Below are 15,903 nucleotides of genomic sequence, written 5' to 3' on the forward strand. Positions count from 1 at the left end.
TCGTTGTCGGTGGCTCCCCGTAGGCTGAACGCATGCCCCTGACTTCCGCCGCCGCGATCCCGTGGGGCGACGTGCTGGGCCAGCGCGACGCCGTCGAGACGCTCCAGCGCGCCGCCGCCGACCCGGCCCAGCTGGCGCACGGCTGGCTCGTGACGGGCCCTCCCGGGTCCGGGCGATCCACGCTGGCGCTCGCGTTCGCTGCCGCACTCATCGCGGGCGGCCCGGGCGACGAGGCGACGATGCGACAGGTCCTCGCGGGGACGCACCCCGACCTCACGCGGCTGCGCACGGAGGGCGTGATCATCACGATCAAGCAGGCGCGCGACATCGTCGAGCGGTCCTACTACGCGCCCTCGGTGGGGCGTCACCGCGTGATCGTGGTGGAGGACGCCGACCGCATGACCGAGCGCACCTCGAACGTGCTCCTCAAGGCCCTCGAGGAGCCGCCCGAGCACACGGTGTGGGTGCTGTGCGCGCCGAGCGAGGCCGACCTGCTGCCGACGATCCGCTCGCGGGTGCGCTCGCTGCGGCTGCGCGAGCTCGAGGTTGACGACGTCGCGCACCTCATCACCGTGCGCACGGGCGTCGACCGCGCCATCGCGGAGCAATCCGCCCGCCACGCACAGCGCCACATCGGCATGGCGCAGCGCCTCGCGACCGACGAGCCCTCGCGCGTCCGGCGCGACCAGACCCTTCGTGACGTCCTCCGGGTGCGCGCGATCGGCGACGTCGTGCAGATCGCCGGGCGCATCGTGCAGGCCGCCACCGACGACGCGAAGGCCCTGAACGCCGAGCGCGACGAGGCGGAGCGCCAGGCCCTGCTGCGCACGGTCGGGGTGCCCGACGGCGCGAAGGTCCCGCCCGCCGTGCGGTCGCAGCTGAACGCGCTCAAGGACGAGCAGGAGCGTCGCGCGAAGAGGGGGGTGCGCGACGGGCTCGACCGCGTGCTCACCGACATGCAGTCGCTGTTTCGCGACATCGCGCTGGCCCAGCTTGGCCGCGAGGAGGGCATGATCAACCTTGAGCTCGTCGACGACATCCGGCAGGTCGCCCAGGCCTGGCGCCCCCGCCGCGCCCTCACGATCCTCGACCACATCGCCGAGACGCGCGCCGCGCTCGAGCGCAACGTCCAGCCCGCGCTCGCGCTCGAAAGCCTGCTCGTGACCATCGTCAGCGGAAGGAAGCCGTGACCTCACTCACCCGCGCCCGGCGCGCCCTCAGCCTCGTGGCCGCGGCGTCCGCGACCGTCCTCCTGCTCGCGGGGTGCGCGAACCCCCTCCCGGACCTCGTGCCGGGCGCCGGCGAGGAGACGACCGCCCCCGCCACCGACGGCGTGCCGGCCGACCTCCTGCCGTTCTACGAGCAGACGCTCGCGTGGGAGGCGTGCGACGGTCCGCAGACGAGCGTCGAGGTCGAGTGCGCCACGGTCACTGCGCCTCAGGACTGGGCGGATCCCGGCGCGGGCGAGATCGAGCTACGGATCGCGCGTCCCGCCAACCGCCCCGCCGATCCCGCGGGCTCCCTCCTGATCAACCCGGGCGGGCCCGGATCCTCGGGCATCGATCTGCTCTACAGTTCGCTCGAGTACGACGGGATCGGGGAGGACCTCCTGGCCACTTACGACGTCGTGGGGTTCGACCCGCGCGGCGTCTCGCGATCGACGCCGGTGTCGTGCCTCGACGACGCCGAGATGGACGCCTACCTCTATGACATCCCGGCGGGAGAGCGAGGCTCCGAGGAGTGGGAGGCCGCGCTCGACGAGAAGGCGGAGGCGTTCGCGGACGCGTGCGCCGAGAACTCCGGCGAGGTGCTCGAGTTCGTCACGACCGAGCAGGCGGCGCGCGACATGGACCTCCTGCGCGCCGTCCTCGGCGACGCGCAGCTGAACTACCTCGGGTACTCGTACGGGACGTTCCTGGGCGCGACGTACGCCGAGCTGTTCCCCGAGAACGTCGGCCGCCTCGTGCTCGACGGGGCCATCGACCCTTCGGTGTCGGGCAGCGAGGTCGGGCGCACGCAGGTCATCGCGTTCGAGGAGTCGTTCCGCACCTACCTCGCGAGCTGCCTCGAGGGCGCGTCGTGCCCGTTCCGCGGATCCGCGGATCAGGCGATGGACGACGTGGCCGCGCTCCTCGCGTCGGTTGACCGCGCGCCGCTCGTGGCCGCGGACGGCCGCGAGCTCGGCGGCGACGCGCTGATGACCGCGGTCGTCGCGGCGCTCTACAGCGAGCAGAATTGGCCGTATTTGACCGAGGCCCTCGCCGGCGCGCTCCAGGGCGACGCCACCATGGCGATGTTCCTCGCGGACTTCTACAACGGCCGCGAGGAGGGCACCTACCCCACGAACTCGACCGAGGCGTTCACGGCCTACAACTGCATGGACTACCCGACCGAGTCGGAGGACACGTCGGCGGAGGACGAGCGGATCCTTTCCGAGCAGGCTCCCGTGACGTGGCAGTACATGCTGGGCGCCGACGTGTGCGCGTTCTGGCCGTACGAGCCGACGGGCGAGCGCGGCGAGATCCACGCTGCCGGCGCCGCCCCGATCCTCGTGGTCGGCACGACGGGCGACCCCGCGACCCCCTACGAGTGGGCCGTCTCGCTCGCCGATCAGCTCGACAGCGGCACGCTGCTCACCTACGAGGGCGAGGGGCACACGGCGTACAAGGCGGGCAGCGACTGCGTCGATTCCGCCGTCGAGGCCTACCTCATCGACGGCGAGGTGCCCGCCGACGGCGCGACCTGCTGACGGGCGGATCCCGCGGCACGCCCGGGGTGCGGGTCGGATTCGCGCGCGGGCGGGCAAGCGGGTAATATTGTCTCTCGTGCCGCTCGCGCGGCGCGAGACGCCACCTTAGCTCAGTCGGCAGAGCGATTCACTCGTAATGAATAGGTCGTCGGTTCGATTCCGACAGGTGGCTCGAACAGAAAGGCCCCGGGATTCCCGGGGCCTTTTTCGTGCCTGGTGCGCCGGCCGCGCCCGGCCCGATCGGGCCGGGCGCTGCGGCGTCAGAACGTGACGACGGGCTTCAGCGTCGCGCCCGACTCCGAGTCGGCGAACGCCTCGTTGATGTCCGCGAACGCGTAGTGCTTCACGAGCTTGTCGAACGGGAACAGGCCGCGTGCGTGCATGTCGATGAGCTTCGGGATGAACTCCTGCGGCACCGAGTCGCCCTCGACGACCATGCTGACGGTGAGCCCCGTGAGCAGCAGCGTGCCGATGTCGAACGGCGCCTCCGTGCCGAGCGGGGAGGCGCCCACGAGCGCGCCGTGACCGCGCGTGCCGAGCGAGGCGACCATCTGCGGGAAGACGAACTTCACGCCGGTCGAGTCGAGCGCGAAGTTCGCGCCGCCGCCCGTGATCTCCTTGACGGCCTCGACGGGGTCGGTGCCGCGCGAGTTGATGGTGTGCGTGGCGCCGAGTTCGCGGGCGAACTCGAGGCGGGAGTCGACGATGTCGACCATGATGATCGTCGTGCACCCGGAGGCGACCGCGGCGAGCATGGCGGCCATGCCCACGGCGCCCGTGCCGAAGATCACGATCGAGGAGCCGGGCCCCGGGCGCAGGACGTTGAGGACGGCGCCCGCGCCGGTCTGGATGCCGCAGCCCAGCGGGCCGAGGATGTCGAGGGGGGCGTCGTCGGCGACCTTGACGACGCCGCGCTCGTTGACATTCGTGACGGAGGCGAACGACGACTGACCGAAGAAGTTCGACGCGACCGAGGTGTCGCCGTCGCGGAACATGGTGGATCCGTCGGGGCGCGCGCCGCCGAAGTTCAGCTCGTAGAACTTCGTGCAGTAGGCAGGGTGGCCGCCGATGCACTGCGTGCACGTGCCGCAGGATGCCGGCGCGAGCACGACCTTGTCGCCCGGGGCGACCGACGTGACGCCCGCGCCGACCTTCTCGACGACGCCGGCGCCCTCGTGGCCGAGGACGGCGGGCAGCGGCACCGGGTACCACTGGTCGCGCACGATGGCGTCGGTGTGGCATACGCCGCTCGCGACGAGGCGCACCTGCACCTCGAGCGGGCGCGGGTCGTCCAGCTCGAGCTCGCGAATGTCGAGCGGCTGCTCGGGGGCCGTGGCAACGGCTGCCGTGACCTTCATGGGATCATCCTTTCGTACGCCGCGACGGGTGCGCTCGCGGCGCGGAACGCGGCGGCCCACGGGGAGGTCGCCGCCGCCATCTTATTCCCGTGAATCGAGTTCGTCACCCCCTCCGCGGTGTGTCCTGCCAGTCGCGCGGGGCCGATTGGCGCGTGCTCGGCAGGCTCGCCGCGGCCGCCCAGTCGTGGACCCAGGCCGGGACCTCGGGGAAGCCCCCGGAGATGCCCATCGCGGAGAACAGCTCGTCGTGCGTGACGGATCCGCCCCCGCGGCGCAGGATCCGCGCGCGAATCACGGCGCGCGCGGCGATCTCGCTGCCGACGATTGCGCGGTGCTCGAGGAACAGCGCGCGATCGTCGTAGCCGAGCCACCGCGTCTCGAGCTCGAAGCGCTGCCAGAGCTGGAGCGAGCGGCGAAACGAGATCGTCTCGTTCGCGACGACCGCGTACCACCCGTTGTCGCGGAAGACGTCGGAGAGCCCCGTGCGCGTCGTGAAGTCCCACCGCCCGAGGTCGAACAGCGACAGGTAGCGCCCGTTGTTCATGTGACGGAGGAGGTCGATGTCGGTCGGCAGCGTGGTGAGGCGGATCCGCCCGATGTCGTCGTAGGCGAGGGTATCACCGCGGCGGTGCCGCCGACGCGCGCGGAAAAGGACGAGGATCGTGCGCCAGAGAACGTTCACGACGGGCGACGCTACCGGCTTCGGACCTGACGGCCGCGGGCTATTGTGCGCGCCCCACAACGCCCCCGCGGTGTGAGGCCCGAGGCGCGAGGAGAGGCCCGGAACCGCGGGGCGTCAGCCGGGCGGGGCGGGCGCCCGCCGGATCCGCCGCGGGCGTAGCAGGACGGCCGCGTACGCGCCGCCGATGCCGCCGAACAGGTGCGCCTGCCAGCTCACGCCCGCGCCCGCGTCGATGATGCCCGCGAGCATCGAGGTGCCGTAGACGGCGGCGACGCCGATCGCGAGGAGGGCATAGAGGATGCCGTGCCCGAGCGACGGCGCGACGAACGCCCGGACCAGCAGGTACCCGAAGTACCCGAACACGAGGCCCGACGCCCCCACCGTGATCGTCCCGGGCGGGCTGACGAGCCACACGCCCAGTCCGCCGAACACCGCGATGACGGCGGTGACGCCCCAGAAACGGCCCGCCCCGTCGAGCGCGACGAGCACGCCGAGCGCGAGAAAGGGCACGGTGTTCGCGCCGAGGTGCGCCCAGCTGCCGTGGAGCACGGGGGAGACGAGGATCCCGTCGAGCCCCTCCCACGCCCACGACTGGATCCCCAGCTCGCGGTTCGCGTCGTACGGGAGGAGGTCGTCCATGATCCGCGCGGCCCACATGACGGCGAGGAGCAGGACGGGCTGCAGCAGCCGCGAGGGGATGCTCCCGCCCGGGCGGGAGGGCGGTGCGGCGGGCATGGGACGAGTGTGACACGCCAGGCGGCGGGCGCGGCGCGACTCCAAGCAAACGGATACCTCCGCTTGTGGCCCGCGTGGACACGTCGACGGAGCCCACGGGCGGCGACGCACCGGGCGCGCCGCCCGCGTGAGCGCCTGGCGGGGGGTGAGCCCCCGCCAGGCGCGCCGAGGCTCAGGCCCGCGGGGCGAGGTGGTCCGCGTACGCCTTCGTCGTGAAGAACGGCGCGAAGGTCGGCGAGAGCGCGGCGTCGCGGAAGACGTCCGCCGCGTCGTCGAACCGGTCGTCCGGCGTGCGCGGCGCGTCCCGCAGCACCGCGTCGACGAGGCCCGCGACGTGCTCCCGCGTGATGGCCGTGCCCTCTGTCGTGACGCAGTCCTGGCGGATCCACTGCCAGACCTGCGACCGGGAGATCTCGGCCGTTGCGGCGTCCTCCATCAGCCCGCCGATCGCGACGGCGCCCTGACCGCGCAGCCAGGCCTCGATGTACCGGATCGCCACCTCGACGTTCTCGCGGACCCCGGCGTCGGTGATCCCGCGTCCGATGAACAGATCGAGCAGGTGGCGCTCGCGCACCTGCACGTCCTCCCGGACGCGGCCGAGCTGGTGGGGGCGATCGCCGAGCACGGCGTCGAACTCCGCCTCGGCAACCGGCACGAGGTCGGGGTGGGCGACCCACGTGCCGTCGAAGCCGTCGCGCGCCTCGCGCTGCTTGTCGGCGGCGACCTTCGCGAGGGCGCGCTCGTTCGCCTCGGGGTCGCGCCGGTTCGGGATGAAGGCGCTCATGCCGCCGATGGCATACGCGCCGCGGCGGTGGCAGGTGCGCACGAGGAGCTCCGTGTAGGCGCGCATGAATCCGACCGTCATGGTGACTTCGTTGCGGTCGGGGAGGACGAAGCGCGACCCGCGGCCGCGGTACGTCTTGATGATGGAGAAGATGTAATCCCAGCGCCCCGCGTTCAGGCCGGCGCAGTGGTCGCGCAGCTCGTAGAGGATCTCCTCCATCTGGAACGCTGCGGGCAGCGTCTCGATGAGGACCGTCGCGCGGATCGTGCCGTGGGCGAGCCCCAGGTAGTGCTCCGTGAAGGAGAACACTTGATCCCACAGCCGGGCCTCCTCGGCCTGCTCGATCTTGGGCAGGTAAAAGTACGGACCGCGGCCCCGCTCGACGAGCTCCCGGGCGTTGTGAAACGCGTACAGCCCGAAGTCCACGAGGGATCCAGACGTCGCCATGGTGCGGCCGTGCGCGTCGGTAAAGGTCAGGTGGCGCTCCTCGAGGTGCCAGCCGCGCGGTCGCATCACGATCGTCGGCGTGCGCTCCGCCGTGACGGCGTATTCGCGGCCGTTCGCGGCCGTGTGCGTGAGGGTCCCGCGGATCGCGGCGGCAAGGGAGATCTGCCCACCGACGACGTTCTCCCAGGTGGGGCTCGTGGCGTCCTCCTGGTCGGCGAGCCACACCCGGGCGCCCGAGTTCAGCGCGTTGATTGTCATGCGCGGATCCGTCGGGCCCGTGATCTCCACGCGGCGGTCGGCGAGGCCGGGGCCGGGCCCCGCGACGCGCCAGGACAGGTCCTCGCGGATCCGCCGGGTGTCCTCGCGGAAGCGCGGATCCCGGCCGTTGCCGATCTCGTAGCCGTGACGCAACCGCGCGGCCAAGCGGTCGTAGCGGGGGCCCGCGAACAGCTCGTGAAGCTGGGCGAGGAACGCGAGCGCGTCGGGGGTGAGGATGTCTGCGAAGCCGTCCCGCATGGGGCCGGCGACGTCGATCGCGGGCGGCGTGCGGGGCGCCGCTCGGTGCGGGGCGATGGTCTGGTCGATAAGGGTCATGATCGTATCCGTTCGGCGGGGAGGGCGGGTCAGTGGAACTGCTCGGACTCGGTGGAGCCGACGAGCGCGAGGGTCGAGGCCGCGGGATTGAGGGCGCTCGAGACGAGGTCGAAGTAGCCGGTGCCGACCTCGCGCTGGTGCTTGGTCGCCGTGTAGCCGGATTTCTCCGCCGCGAACTCCGCGTTCTGGAGGGCGACGTAGGCCGGCATCGCGCGCTCGGCGTAGCCGCGGGCGAGGTCGAACATCGAGTGGTTGAGGGCATGGAAGCCGGCGAGGGTGATGAACTGGAACCGGTAGCCGACCTCCGCGAGCTCGTCCTGGAACCGCGCGATCTGCCGGTCGTCGAGGGCGGCCGACCAGTTGAAGCTCGGGGAGCAGTTGTAGGCGAGCATCTTCCCCGGAAATTCGGCGTGGATCGCGGCGGCGAACTCGCGCGCGAGCCCGATGTCGGGGGTACCCGTCTCGACCCACAGCAGGTCGGCGTAGGGCGCGTACGCGAGCCCGCGGGCGATGACGGGGTCGAGGCCGGGCTCGACGCGGAAGAAGCCCTCGGTCGTGCGCTCGCCCGTGCAGAAGGCGCGGTCCCGGTCGTCGACGTCGCTCGTGAGGAGGTCGGCGGCGAGCGCGTCGGTCCGGGCGATTTGGATCGTCGGGACGCCCGCGACGTCGGCCGCGAGGCGGGCGGCGTTGAGGGTCCGCACGTGCTGGCTCGTGGGCACGAGCACCTTGCCGCCGAGGTGGCCGCACTTCTTCTCGCTCGCGAGCTGGTCCTCCCAGTGGATCCCCGCGGCGCCCGCCTGGATCATCTGGTGCGCGAGCTCGTACGCGTTCAGCGGGCCGCCGAAGCCCGCCTCGGCGTCGGCGACGATGGGCGCGAGCCAGTCCCGCGTGACGGCGCCCTCGCCGTGCTCGAGCTGGTCCTGGCGCATCAGCGCGTTGTTGATCCGCCGGACGACCGCGGGAACGGAGTTCGCCGGGTACAGGGACTGGTCGGGGTAGGTCTGGCCCGAGAGGTTCGCGTCGGCGGCGACCTGCCACCCCGAGAGGTAGATGGCGGTCAGGCCCGCGCGGACCTGCTGCACGGCCTGGCCGCCCGTGAGCGCGCCCAGGGCCCGGACGTAGGAGTCGCCCCGGAGCTGGTCCCACAGGTTCTCCGCGCCGCGGCGCGCGAGTGTGGGCTCCTCCCGCACGCTGCCGCGCAGGCGGATGACGTCCTCGGCCGTGTAGTCGCGGGTGATCCCGGCCCAGCGCGGATCCGCGTCCCACTCGAGCTGCAGCTCGGCGGCGGTCTGCGTCTGCGCTCCGGCGCGGTGCGGGGTGGTGGTCATCGTCGATCTCCTCCGGTCGGGCGGCGGGTGCCGCGGTGTCTGGTGAGACCACGATCGGGGAAGAACCTCCCCGCGTGACCGCCGGATTCGGAAGAAATATTCGAGAAGTTCCGCATCGCGGATCTGTCTGGCATGATCTGGCCATGGATTCCCTCGACGACGAGATTCCGGACGGCGACGCGCTCGCCGTCGGACGCCGCGTGCGCGCGCTCCGGGTCGAGCGCGGCATGACCCTCGCGGAGCTCGCCGCGGCCGTGGGGCGCGCCCCCAGCCAGTTATCCATGATCGAGAACGGTCGTCGCGAACCGCGCCTGTCGATGCTGCGCGCCATCGCCCGGGCCCTAGGCGTCTCGGCGGACACCCTCGTGAGCGAAGAGCCGCTCGACGCCCGCAGCGCGCTCGAGGTCGCGCTCGAGCGCGAGATGCGCTCGCCGCGGTTCCGCGCCCTGGGCCTCACGCCCTTCCGAATCCCCAAGGGCATGCCCGACGAGGCGATCGCCGCGATCCTCCGGCTGACGGGGGAGATCGACCGGCTGCGGGACGAGCGTCAGGCGACGCCCGAGGAAGCCCGCCGCGCGAACCTCGAGCTGCGCCGCCTGATGCGGGCCCAGGGCAATTACTTCCCCGACCTCGAGCGGCAGGCGGCCGAGCTCCTGGCGGCGGTGGGGCATCCCGGCGGCCCGCTCACGCAGCGCGCGGCCGGTGAGATCGCCGCCCACCTCGGCGTGACGCTCCACTATGTCGCCGACCTCCCGGCGTCCACGCGCAGCGTGGTGGACCTGCGCCACGGCCGGCTGTACCTGCCGCACCGGGTGTCGGCGGATCCGCGCGCCGCGATGCTGCAGGCGCTCGCGAGCCGTGTCCTCGGGCACGCCGAGCCTGCGTCCTACGCGGAGTTTCTCCGACAGCGCGTCGAACAGAATTACCTCGCCGGCGCCCTCCTGGTTCCCGAGGCGCACGCGGTGGCGGCGCTCGTGGAGGCGAAGAGGCGCCGCGAGATCTCGATCGAGGATCTGCGCGACGCGTACGCCGTCTCCTACGAGACGGCCGCGCACCGCTTCACGAACCTGGCCACGCGGCACCTCGATATCCCCGTGCACTTCCTCAAGGTCCACGAGTCGGGCACCATCACGAAGGCCTACGAGAACGACGACGTGAACTTTCCGACCGACCGGCTCGGATCCATCGAGGGCCAGCTCTGCTGCCGCCAGTGGACGAGCCGGGCCGTCTTCGACGTGGACGACCGGTTTAACCCCTACTTTCAGTACACCGACACGGGCGGCGGCACCTACTGGTGCACGGCGCGGGTCGAGCACTCCAGCCAGGGCGCGCACTCCGTCAGCGTGGGGGTGCGCTTCGACGACACCCGGTGGTTCGTGGGCCGCGACACCCGGCATCGCGGGGTCTCCCGGCACGCTGACGAGGTGTGCTGCCGCCGCCCGCCCGAGGGGCTCGCCGAGAAGTGGCGCGCGGGCGCCTGGCCGAACGTCGCGACGCCGCGGACGCTGCTCGCGACGCTGCCCACGGGGGCGTTTCCCGGCGTGGACACGACGGACGTGTACGCGTTCCTCGAGCAGCACGCGCCGACCTGATCCGCGCGGATATCGCCGGCGCGGCCCCGGCCGGCCGCTCCGCCGTTAGCGTGGAGCGGAACCTGATCGACGAGAGAAAGGAGACGCCATGACGCGCGTTCTCATCATCGGTGGCCACGGCAAGGTCGCGCTCCGTCTCGCGCCGCTGCTCGCCGAGCGCGGCGACGACGTCGCGAGCCTGATCCGCAATCCGGAGCACGTGGACGACATCACGGCCGCGGGATCCACGCCGATCGTCGCGGACGTCGAGCAGCTCGACACCGACGCGCTCGCCGAGCTGTTCACGGGATACGACCAGATCGTCTGGTCCGCCGGCGCGGGCGGCGGGAGCCCCGCGCGCACGTACGCCGTCGACCGCGATGCGGCGATCCGCACCATGGACGCGGCCGCGCACGCGGGCGCGCGCCGCTACGTCATGGTCTCGTTCATCGGATCCAAGCCCGATCACGGGCTCACGGAAGAGGACGGGCTGTTCCACTACGCCGAGGCCAAGGCGGCCGCCGACGCGTACCTGCGTGGCACCGACCTGGACTGGACGATCCTCGGCCCCGGCCCGCTGACGCTCGACGAGCCGACGGGGCGCATCGAGACGGCGCACCCGGGGCAGGGCGTGGTCTCGCGTGGCGACGTCGCCGCCGTTGCCGCCGCCGCGCTCGCGGACGCCTCGACCGTCGGGCGCACGATCGCCTTCGGTAACGGCGACGTGCCGATCGCGGAGGCCATCGCCGGCTGACCCACGACCCCGAGCCGCCCGGATCCGCCGCCCGCGGATCCGGGCGGCTCTCCCGCGAAACCGAGGGTTTTCCCGCGGGCCGCCGGCCCGTAGGCTCGGGCCATGTCCCGCGCACTCCTCATCGTCGACGTCCAGAATGACTTCACGGAGGGCGGCGCCCTGGCCGTCGCCGGCGGCGACGCCGTGGCCGCCGGAGTGACGCGCCTGCTGAACGAGCGCGCGCGGGACTACGCCGTCATCGTGGCCTCGCGCGACTGGCACACGGCGGGCGAGTCGAACGGCGGCCACATCGCCGCGGACCCAGACTTCGTCGACACGTGGCCGCCGCACTGCATCGCGGGCACGCCCGGAGCGGAGTACGACCCCTGGCTCGACCCCGCCGCGGTCACGCACCACGTGAAGAAGGGCATGGGCATTCCCGCGTACTCGATGTTCGAGGGCGCGACCGACGACGGTCGGGCGGTCGCGGGTATCCTGCGGGGCGCGGGGGTCGAGGAAGCCGACGTCGTCGGGATCGCGACGGACCACTGCGTCCTCGCCTCGGCGCGCGACGCGCTGGGGGAGGGGATCCGCGTGCGAGTTCTCACGGACCTCGTCGCGGGGGTCTCGGCGGACGCGAGCGCGGCGGCGCTCGACGAGCTGGTCGGCGCCGGCGCGACGCTCGTGACATCGGGCCTCACCCGGTAAGCGCCCCGTCCCGGAGGTGGCCGGGGCGCACCCCGTGCGCGGTCCCGTAAAGTAGTCGCGGGCCTATAGCTCAGTTGGCAGAGCATCGGACTTTTAATCCGCGGGTCGAGGGTTCGAGCCCCTCTGGGCCCACCATCCGCGCGTCGCGGGGCACCCAGGGATCCGCGTAACGGGTTCCGAGGGGGCCTCCCACCGCCGCCGAGCGGGACCATACGCTCGTGTCCGCCGCACGACCCGCCCCGGGGCGCGCCGGGGAAAGGACGCATGCACCCGTCTTGCCTCCCGTTCGCCGTCTATCTCCTGGCGGCCGGCACGTTCCTCATGGGCACGACCGAATTCGTCGTCGCCGGGATCCTGCCCGAGGGCGCCGACGCATTCGAGATCTCGGTCTCGCAAGCGGGCCCCGCGATCACCGTGTTCGCGATCGGCATGGTCGTCGGCGCGCCCGCGATGGCGCTCCTCACGCTGCGCCTGCCTCACCGCGTCACGCTCGTCCTCTCGCTCGTCGTGTTCGGCCTGGGCCACGTCGGCGTGGTCCTCGCGCCGGACTTCGCGTTCGTGCTCGCGATGCGCGCGGTGACCGCGCTCGCGACGGGGGCCTTCTGGGCGGTCGCCGCCGTCGTGGCGGTGCGCCTGGCAGGCCCGGGCCGGAGCGCGGGCGCGCTCGGCATCGTGCTCGGCGGGGGCATGCTGGCGAACGCGCTGGGCGTGCCGCTCGGCGCCTTCCTCGGGCAGGCGTCGGGGTGGCACGGGCCGTTTGCGGTTCTCGCGGCCCTCGCCCTTGTCTACCCGGTTTTCCGGCTCGTGCCGGCGTCGGCGGCCGGCGCCCCGCCGCTCGCGGGGGAGGTGCGCTCCCTCGGATCCGGGCGGATGTGGCTGGCCCTCGCGGCCTGCGTGCTCATCAACGCGGGCGTGATGGGGATGTACAGCTTCGTCGCGCCGCTCCTCACGGACCGCGCCGGCATCGCGCCCGGTGCCGTGCCCCTCGTGCTCCTCGCGTTCGGGGCCGGGGCGCTCGTCGGCAACGTCGTCGCGGGACGCCTCGGCGACGCGCGCCCGTTCGCGACCGTCCTCGTCCTCCGTGAGCGCGTGCGTCGCGAGGGGCGGTCCGCGCGCCAGGACGACACGGCGAGACGGGTTCGGACAGGGCCTCCCTCGCGCGGCGCGACCGTCGTACGGTGACAGGATGGACAGCCGATCCGAGGTGCGCGAGTTCCTCATGTCGCGCCGGGCACGCGTCACACCCGACCGCGCGGGCATCGAGACGTTCGGCGATCGCCGGCGCGTGCCGGGCCTGCGGCGCGAGGAGGTCGCCCGTCTGGCCGGGTTGAGCGTGGACTACTACACACGCCTCGAGCGGGGAAACCTCCGCGGCGTCTCCGACGCGGTTCTCGAGGCGATCGCTCGGGCCATGATGTTCGACGCGGCCGAGCGCGAGCACCTGTTCGACCTGGCCCGGAACGCGAACCCCGCCGGGGTCCGCGCGACGCTCGCCCCCGCGGACACGACGGTGCGCCCGGAGCTGCAGTACCTCCTCGGCGCGATCCAGTCCGCGCCCGCGTTCCTCCAGAACAACCGCATGGACCTCGTCGCGGGCAACGCGCTGGCACTCGCCATGTATTCGCCGCTTTACGCGGGCACGACACTCAGGCCCGTCAACTTCTCGCGGCACATCTTCCTGGATCCGTCCGCTCGGGACTTCTACCCGGACTGGGATCGCGCCGCGTGGACGAACGTGACGATCCTGCGCCGCGAGGCGGGACGCAACCCGCGCGACAAGCGGCTCCACGCGCTCGTGGGCGAGCTCTCCACTCAAAGCGTGGAGTTTCGCGAATACTGGGCGGCGCACGACGTGCGGCGCCACTACGCGGGCCAGAAGACCTTCCGGCACCCGGTGGTCGGCGGGCTCGAGCTCCACTATCAAACCCTCGAACTCGACCAGGACCCCGGACTCTCGATGACGGTCTTCGTCGCGACTCCGGGATCGCCCACGGAGGAGTCCCTGCGCCTCCTCGCGTCCTGGGCCATGACCGAAGACGCCCCGCGCACGGCGCACCGCGTGGCATCAACGGAGGTCTGAGGGGAAACGGGCGCCTCAGAGCGCGAGGGCGATCGTTGTGGCGGCGACCGCGACGAGAGGGAATGCCCCCTGGGTCACGGCCGCCCGCCGCTTGTCGGGGGAGGAGATGAGCAGGACGAGTGCCGCCGCGAGCATGCATCCCGTCCCCGCGAGGACCAGCGTGGGGCCGGCGACCCATCCCCCGGCCGTGAGAACGACGCCGAGCGCTGCGAGGACCGCGAGGAACAGGTTGTAGAACCCCTGGTTGAACGCGAGCTCCCGGGTCGCCGCCGCCTCGTCCGGGGACGTGCCGAAGGTCGCCCGCGCGCGGGGCGACGTCCACGCAACCGACTCGAGCCAAAAGATGAACACGTGCAACGCGGCGGCAAGCGCCGCGGCGACGAGACCGACGATCAGCATGGCAGGCTCCCGGATCCTCCCGCGCCCGATGTGCGGGGACCCTCCACATTGTGCCGCACCGGGGTCCCCACATCCGCGCGCGAGCGTAGCCTGGAGGGCGATGACGAGCGACTTTCCCCGGCCCGTGTTCCGGCCCTCCGGCACCTTCGACCGCCTCTTCGCGTCGGAGGACCCGGCCGAGGTGTCCCGCGCCGCCCACCAGACGGCGGCGACGCTCCTCGCGCGCGTGCGGGCGGAGGAGGACCCGGAGGTCGTCGACCGCCTCATCCGGTTCGCCTCGACGCACGGCATCGACGACATCGCGCAGCTCTGGTCGCGCTCGCCCGCGAAGACCCTCCCGGGCACGCTGTGGCGGCTGTATCTCGTGCAGGCGAGCATCCACGCCGATGCCGCCCTCGCCGCGTTGCTCTACGAGCGGGGGCGCGCCGCGCTGCACACGGGCGACGCGATCATTGCGGGCGCGCCGACGCCCGTCTCGCCTCCCGAGCTCGTCGCGCTCATCGACACGATCCTCCGCGGCGCGTTCACGGGCGACCTCGCGATCGCCCTGGATCGCACCGCCGCGTTCTGCCGGGTGGAGGCGTCCGGGGCGACGCACCTCGCCGACGACGCAGAGGCCACGGAGCCCGAGCGCGCGACGACCCTCACGACGCGGGCCCTGCGCCTGTCGTCGATCGCGGACGACCTCGACGTCGCCGCGCGGCTGTGGCGTCGGGACGAGCTCATCTGAGGCGACGCGCGCGGCACGGCGCACGGCGCCTTCCGAACGCAGAGGTGCCGGGCCGCAGAAAACGCCTCTCGGCGGAAGGCCGCTCGAAGCGGCAAGAGTTGGAGCCCGGGGTTTTGACTGCGGCCCGGCACACCCAGTGTAACGAGGAGCCCCGGGGGATCATTCCCCCGGGGCTCCATGTTCGCTCAGAACTCGTGGATCACCCGAAGCGGCCCGAGACGTAGTCCTCCGTCGCCTTCACCTGCGGCGCCGTGAAGATCTTCGTCGTCTCGTCGTACTCGATGAGCTTGCCCGGCTTGCCCGTGCCCGCGATGTTGAAGAACGCGGTCTTGTCGCTCACGCGCGAGGCCTGCTGCATGTTGTGCGTAACGATGACGACCGTGTACTCGTTCTTGAGCTCGGCGATCAGCTCCTCGATCGCGAAGGTCGAGATCGGGTCCAGGGCCGAGCACGGCTCGTCCATGAGGATGATGTCGGGCGAGACGGCGATCGCTCGCGCGATGCACAGGCGCTGCTGCTGGCCGCCGGAGAGGCCGGATCCCGGCTTGTCGAGGCGGTCCTTGACCTCGTTCCAGAGGTTCGCGCCGCGCAGCGAGCGCTCGACGAGCTCGTCCTGGTCGCCGCGCGACATCCGGCGGTTGTTGAGCTTCACGCCCGCCAGAACGTTCTCCTTGATAGACATCGTGGGGAACGGGTTCGGGCGCTGGAAGACCATGCCGATCTGACGGCGCACGAGCACGGGGTCGACGGCCGAGTCGTACAGGTTCTTGCCGTCGACCAGCACCTCGCCCTCCACGCGCGCGCCGGGGATGACCTCGTGCATGCGGTTGAGGGTGCGCAGGAAGGTCGACTTGCCGCAGCCCGACGGGCCGATGAAGGCCGTGACCGTGCGGGGCTGGATGTCGATGTTGACGCCCTCCACGGCGAGAAAGTCGCCGTAGTAGACGTTGAGGTCGTTGACTTCGATGCTCTTGGACACCTGGGGGATCCTTCTGTGTTGTCTCG

Annotated in this window: 15 protein-coding genes and 2 tRNA genes; 10 read left to right on the forward strand and 7 right to left on the reverse strand. The window is 72.1% G+C overall.

Annotation, left to right across the window (positions count from 1 at the left end; genetic code table 11):
* Positions 1 to 32 precede the first annotated feature (32 nt).
* The 3 genes from GJQ66_RS00245 to GJQ66_RS00255 all read left to right on the forward strand — a co-directional run bounded on the left by GJQ66_RS00245 (position 33) and on the right by GJQ66_RS00255 (position 2,921).
* A complete protein-coding gene (locus GJQ66_RS00245) occupies positions 33 to 1,190 on the forward strand; it encodes a DNA polymerase III subunit delta' (protein WP_155047379.1) in 1,158 nt (385 codons plus the stop codon).
* Positions 1,187 to 2,749, forward strand: a complete 1,563-nt coding sequence (locus GJQ66_RS00250) for an alpha/beta hydrolase (protein WP_368732476.1) — start codon at positions 1,187 to 1,189, stop codon at positions 2,747 to 2,749. The genes GJQ66_RS00245 and GJQ66_RS00250 overlap by 4 nt, the downstream gene beginning before the upstream one ends.
* Positions 2,750 to 2,848: 99 nt before the next feature.
* Positions 2,849 to 2,921, forward strand: a tRNA-Thr gene (locus tag GJQ66_RS00255).
* A gap of 88 nt (positions 2,922 to 3,009) precedes the next feature.
* Here the strand turns inward: GJQ66_RS00255 and GJQ66_RS00260 are convergent.
* The 5 genes from GJQ66_RS00260 to aceA form a co-directional block, all read right to left on the reverse strand.
* The gene (locus GJQ66_RS00260; protein WP_155047380.1) at positions 3,010 to 4,107 is read right to left on the reverse strand and encodes an NAD(P)-dependent alcohol dehydrogenase; all 1,098 of its coding nucleotides are present in this window, start codon (positions 4,105 to 4,107) and stop codon (positions 3,010 to 3,012) included.
* Positions 4,108 to 4,210: 103 nt separating this feature from the next.
* Positions 4,211 to 4,789, reverse strand: coding sequence for a thioesterase family protein (locus GJQ66_RS00265; protein ID WP_368732477.1), 579 nt, complete (start codon positions 4,787 to 4,789; stop codon positions 4,211 to 4,213).
* 114 nt (positions 4,790 to 4,903) lie between these two features.
* Entirely contained in the window at positions 4,904 to 5,524 is a 621-nt protein-coding gene (locus tag GJQ66_RS00270) for a rhomboid family intramembrane serine protease (RefSeq protein WP_155047382.1), read from the reverse strand.
* 172 nt (positions 5,525 to 5,696) lie between these two features.
* Complete coding sequence (aceB, locus tag GJQ66_RS00275; protein WP_155047383.1) at positions 5,697 to 7,349, reverse strand: malate synthase A; 1,653 nt, start codon at positions 7,347 to 7,349, stop codon at positions 5,697 to 5,699.
* A 29-nt stretch (positions 7,350 to 7,378) separates the two neighbouring features.
* Positions 7,379 to 8,677 (reverse strand): isocitrate lyase, encoded by a 1,299-nt coding sequence (gene aceA / locus GJQ66_RS00280; protein WP_155047384.1) that lies wholly within the window; start codon positions 8,675 to 8,677, stop codon positions 7,379 to 7,381.
* 143 nt (positions 8,678 to 8,820) lie between these two features.
* Here aceA and GJQ66_RS00285 point away from each other — a divergent pair, with 143 nt between their 5' ends.
* The 6 genes from GJQ66_RS00285 to GJQ66_RS00310 all read left to right on the forward strand — a co-directional run bounded on the left by GJQ66_RS00285 (position 8,821) and on the right by GJQ66_RS00310 (position 13,769).
* A complete protein-coding gene (locus tag GJQ66_RS00285; RefSeq protein ID WP_155047385.1) occupies positions 8,821 to 10,269 on the forward strand; it encodes a helix-turn-helix transcriptional regulator in 1,449 nt (482 codons plus the stop codon).
* An 88-nt stretch (positions 10,270 to 10,357) separates the two neighbouring features.
* Positions 10,358 to 11,002 (forward strand): SDR family oxidoreductase, encoded by a 645-nt coding sequence (locus tag GJQ66_RS00290; RefSeq protein ID WP_155047386.1) that lies wholly within the window; start codon positions 10,358 to 10,360, stop codon positions 11,000 to 11,002.
* Between the two features lie 102 nt (positions 11,003 to 11,104).
* A complete protein-coding gene (locus tag GJQ66_RS00295) occupies positions 11,105 to 11,689 on the forward strand; it encodes an isochorismatase family protein (protein ID WP_155047387.1) in 585 nt (194 codons plus the stop codon).
* Positions 11,690 to 11,748: 59 nt separating this feature from the next.
* Positions 11,749 to 11,824: transfer RNA gene (locus tag GJQ66_RS00300), tRNA-Lys, on the forward strand.
* A gap of 129 nt (positions 11,825 to 11,953) precedes the next feature.
* Positions 11,954 to 12,871 (forward strand): MFS transporter, encoded by a 918-nt coding sequence (locus GJQ66_RS00305; RefSeq protein WP_155047388.1) that lies wholly within the window; start codon positions 11,954 to 11,956, stop codon positions 12,869 to 12,871.
* 4 nt (positions 12,872 to 12,875) lie between these two features.
* A complete protein-coding gene (locus tag GJQ66_RS00310) occupies positions 12,876 to 13,769 on the forward strand; it encodes a helix-turn-helix transcriptional regulator (protein WP_155047389.1) in 894 nt (297 codons plus the stop codon).
* A 15-nt stretch (positions 13,770 to 13,784) separates the two neighbouring features.
* On the opposite strand, the gene GJQ66_RS00315 is transcribed toward GJQ66_RS00310, so the two are convergent.
* Positions 13,785 to 14,168 (reverse strand): DUF1304 domain-containing protein, encoded by a 384-nt coding sequence (locus tag GJQ66_RS00315; protein ID WP_155047390.1) that lies wholly within the window; start codon positions 14,166 to 14,168, stop codon positions 13,785 to 13,787.
* 100 nt (positions 14,169 to 14,268) lie between these two features.
* Between GJQ66_RS00315 and GJQ66_RS00320 the strand changes: the two genes are divergently transcribed.
* A complete protein-coding gene (locus tag GJQ66_RS00320; protein ID WP_155047391.1) occupies positions 14,269 to 14,898 on the forward strand; it encodes a DNA-directed RNA polymerase subunit beta in 630 nt (209 codons plus the stop codon).
* A 199-nt stretch (positions 14,899 to 15,097) separates the two neighbouring features.
* On the opposite strand, the gene pstB is transcribed toward GJQ66_RS00320, so the two are convergent.
* A complete protein-coding gene (gene pstB, locus GJQ66_RS00325) occupies positions 15,098 to 15,877 on the reverse strand; it encodes a phosphate ABC transporter ATP-binding protein PstB (protein WP_166319244.1) in 780 nt (259 codons plus the stop codon).
* Positions 15,878 to 15,903: the final 26 nt, after the last annotated feature.

This window comes from Microbacterium sp. ZXX196, from assembly GCF_009709595.1.
Lineage (GTDB): Bacteria > Actinomycetota > Actinomycetes > Actinomycetales > Microbacteriaceae > Microbacterium > Microbacterium excoecariae.

Bases quoted from the DNA above. Each gene is read 5' to 3' on its own strand.
- GJQ66_RS00245 (WP_155047379.1), top strand. From the start codon at position 33: ATGCCCCTGACTTCCGCCGCCGCGATCCCGTGGGGCGACGTGCTGGGC.
- GJQ66_RS00260 (WP_155047380.1), bottom strand. From the start codon at position 4,107: ATGAAGGTCACGGCAGCCGTTGCCACGGCCCCCGAGCAGCCGCTCGAC.
- GJQ66_RS00270 (WP_155047382.1), bottom strand. From the start codon at position 5,524: ATGCCCGCCGCACCGCCCTCCCGCCCGGGCGGGAGCATCCCCTCGCGG.
- aceB (WP_155047383.1), bottom strand. From the start codon at position 7,349: ATGACCCTTATCGACCAGACCATCGCCCCGCACCGAGCGGCGCCCCGC.
- aceA (WP_155047384.1), bottom strand. From the start codon at position 8,677: ATGACCACCACCCCGCACCGCGCCGGAGCGCAGACGCAGACCGCCGCC.
- GJQ66_RS00285 (WP_155047385.1), top strand. From the start codon at position 8,821: ATGGATTCCCTCGACGACGAGATTCCGGACGGCGACGCGCTCGCCGTC.
- GJQ66_RS00290 (WP_155047386.1), top strand. From the start codon at position 10,358: ATGACGCGCGTTCTCATCATCGGTGGCCACGGCAAGGTCGCGCTCCGT.
- GJQ66_RS00295 (WP_155047387.1), top strand. From the start codon at position 11,105: ATGTCCCGCGCACTCCTCATCGTCGACGTCCAGAATGACTTCACGGAG.
- GJQ66_RS00305 (WP_155047388.1), top strand. From the start codon at position 11,954: ATGCACCCGTCTTGCCTCCCGTTCGCCGTCTATCTCCTGGCGGCCGGC.
- GJQ66_RS00310 (WP_155047389.1), top strand. From the start codon at position 12,876: ATGGACAGCCGATCCGAGGTGCGCGAGTTCCTCATGTCGCGCCGGGCA.
- GJQ66_RS00315 (WP_155047390.1), bottom strand. From the start codon at position 14,168: ATGCTGATCGTCGGTCTCGTCGCCGCGGCGCTTGCCGCCGCGTTGCAC.
- GJQ66_RS00320 (WP_155047391.1), top strand. From the start codon at position 14,269: ATGACGAGCGACTTTCCCCGGCCCGTGTTCCGGCCCTCCGGCACCTTC.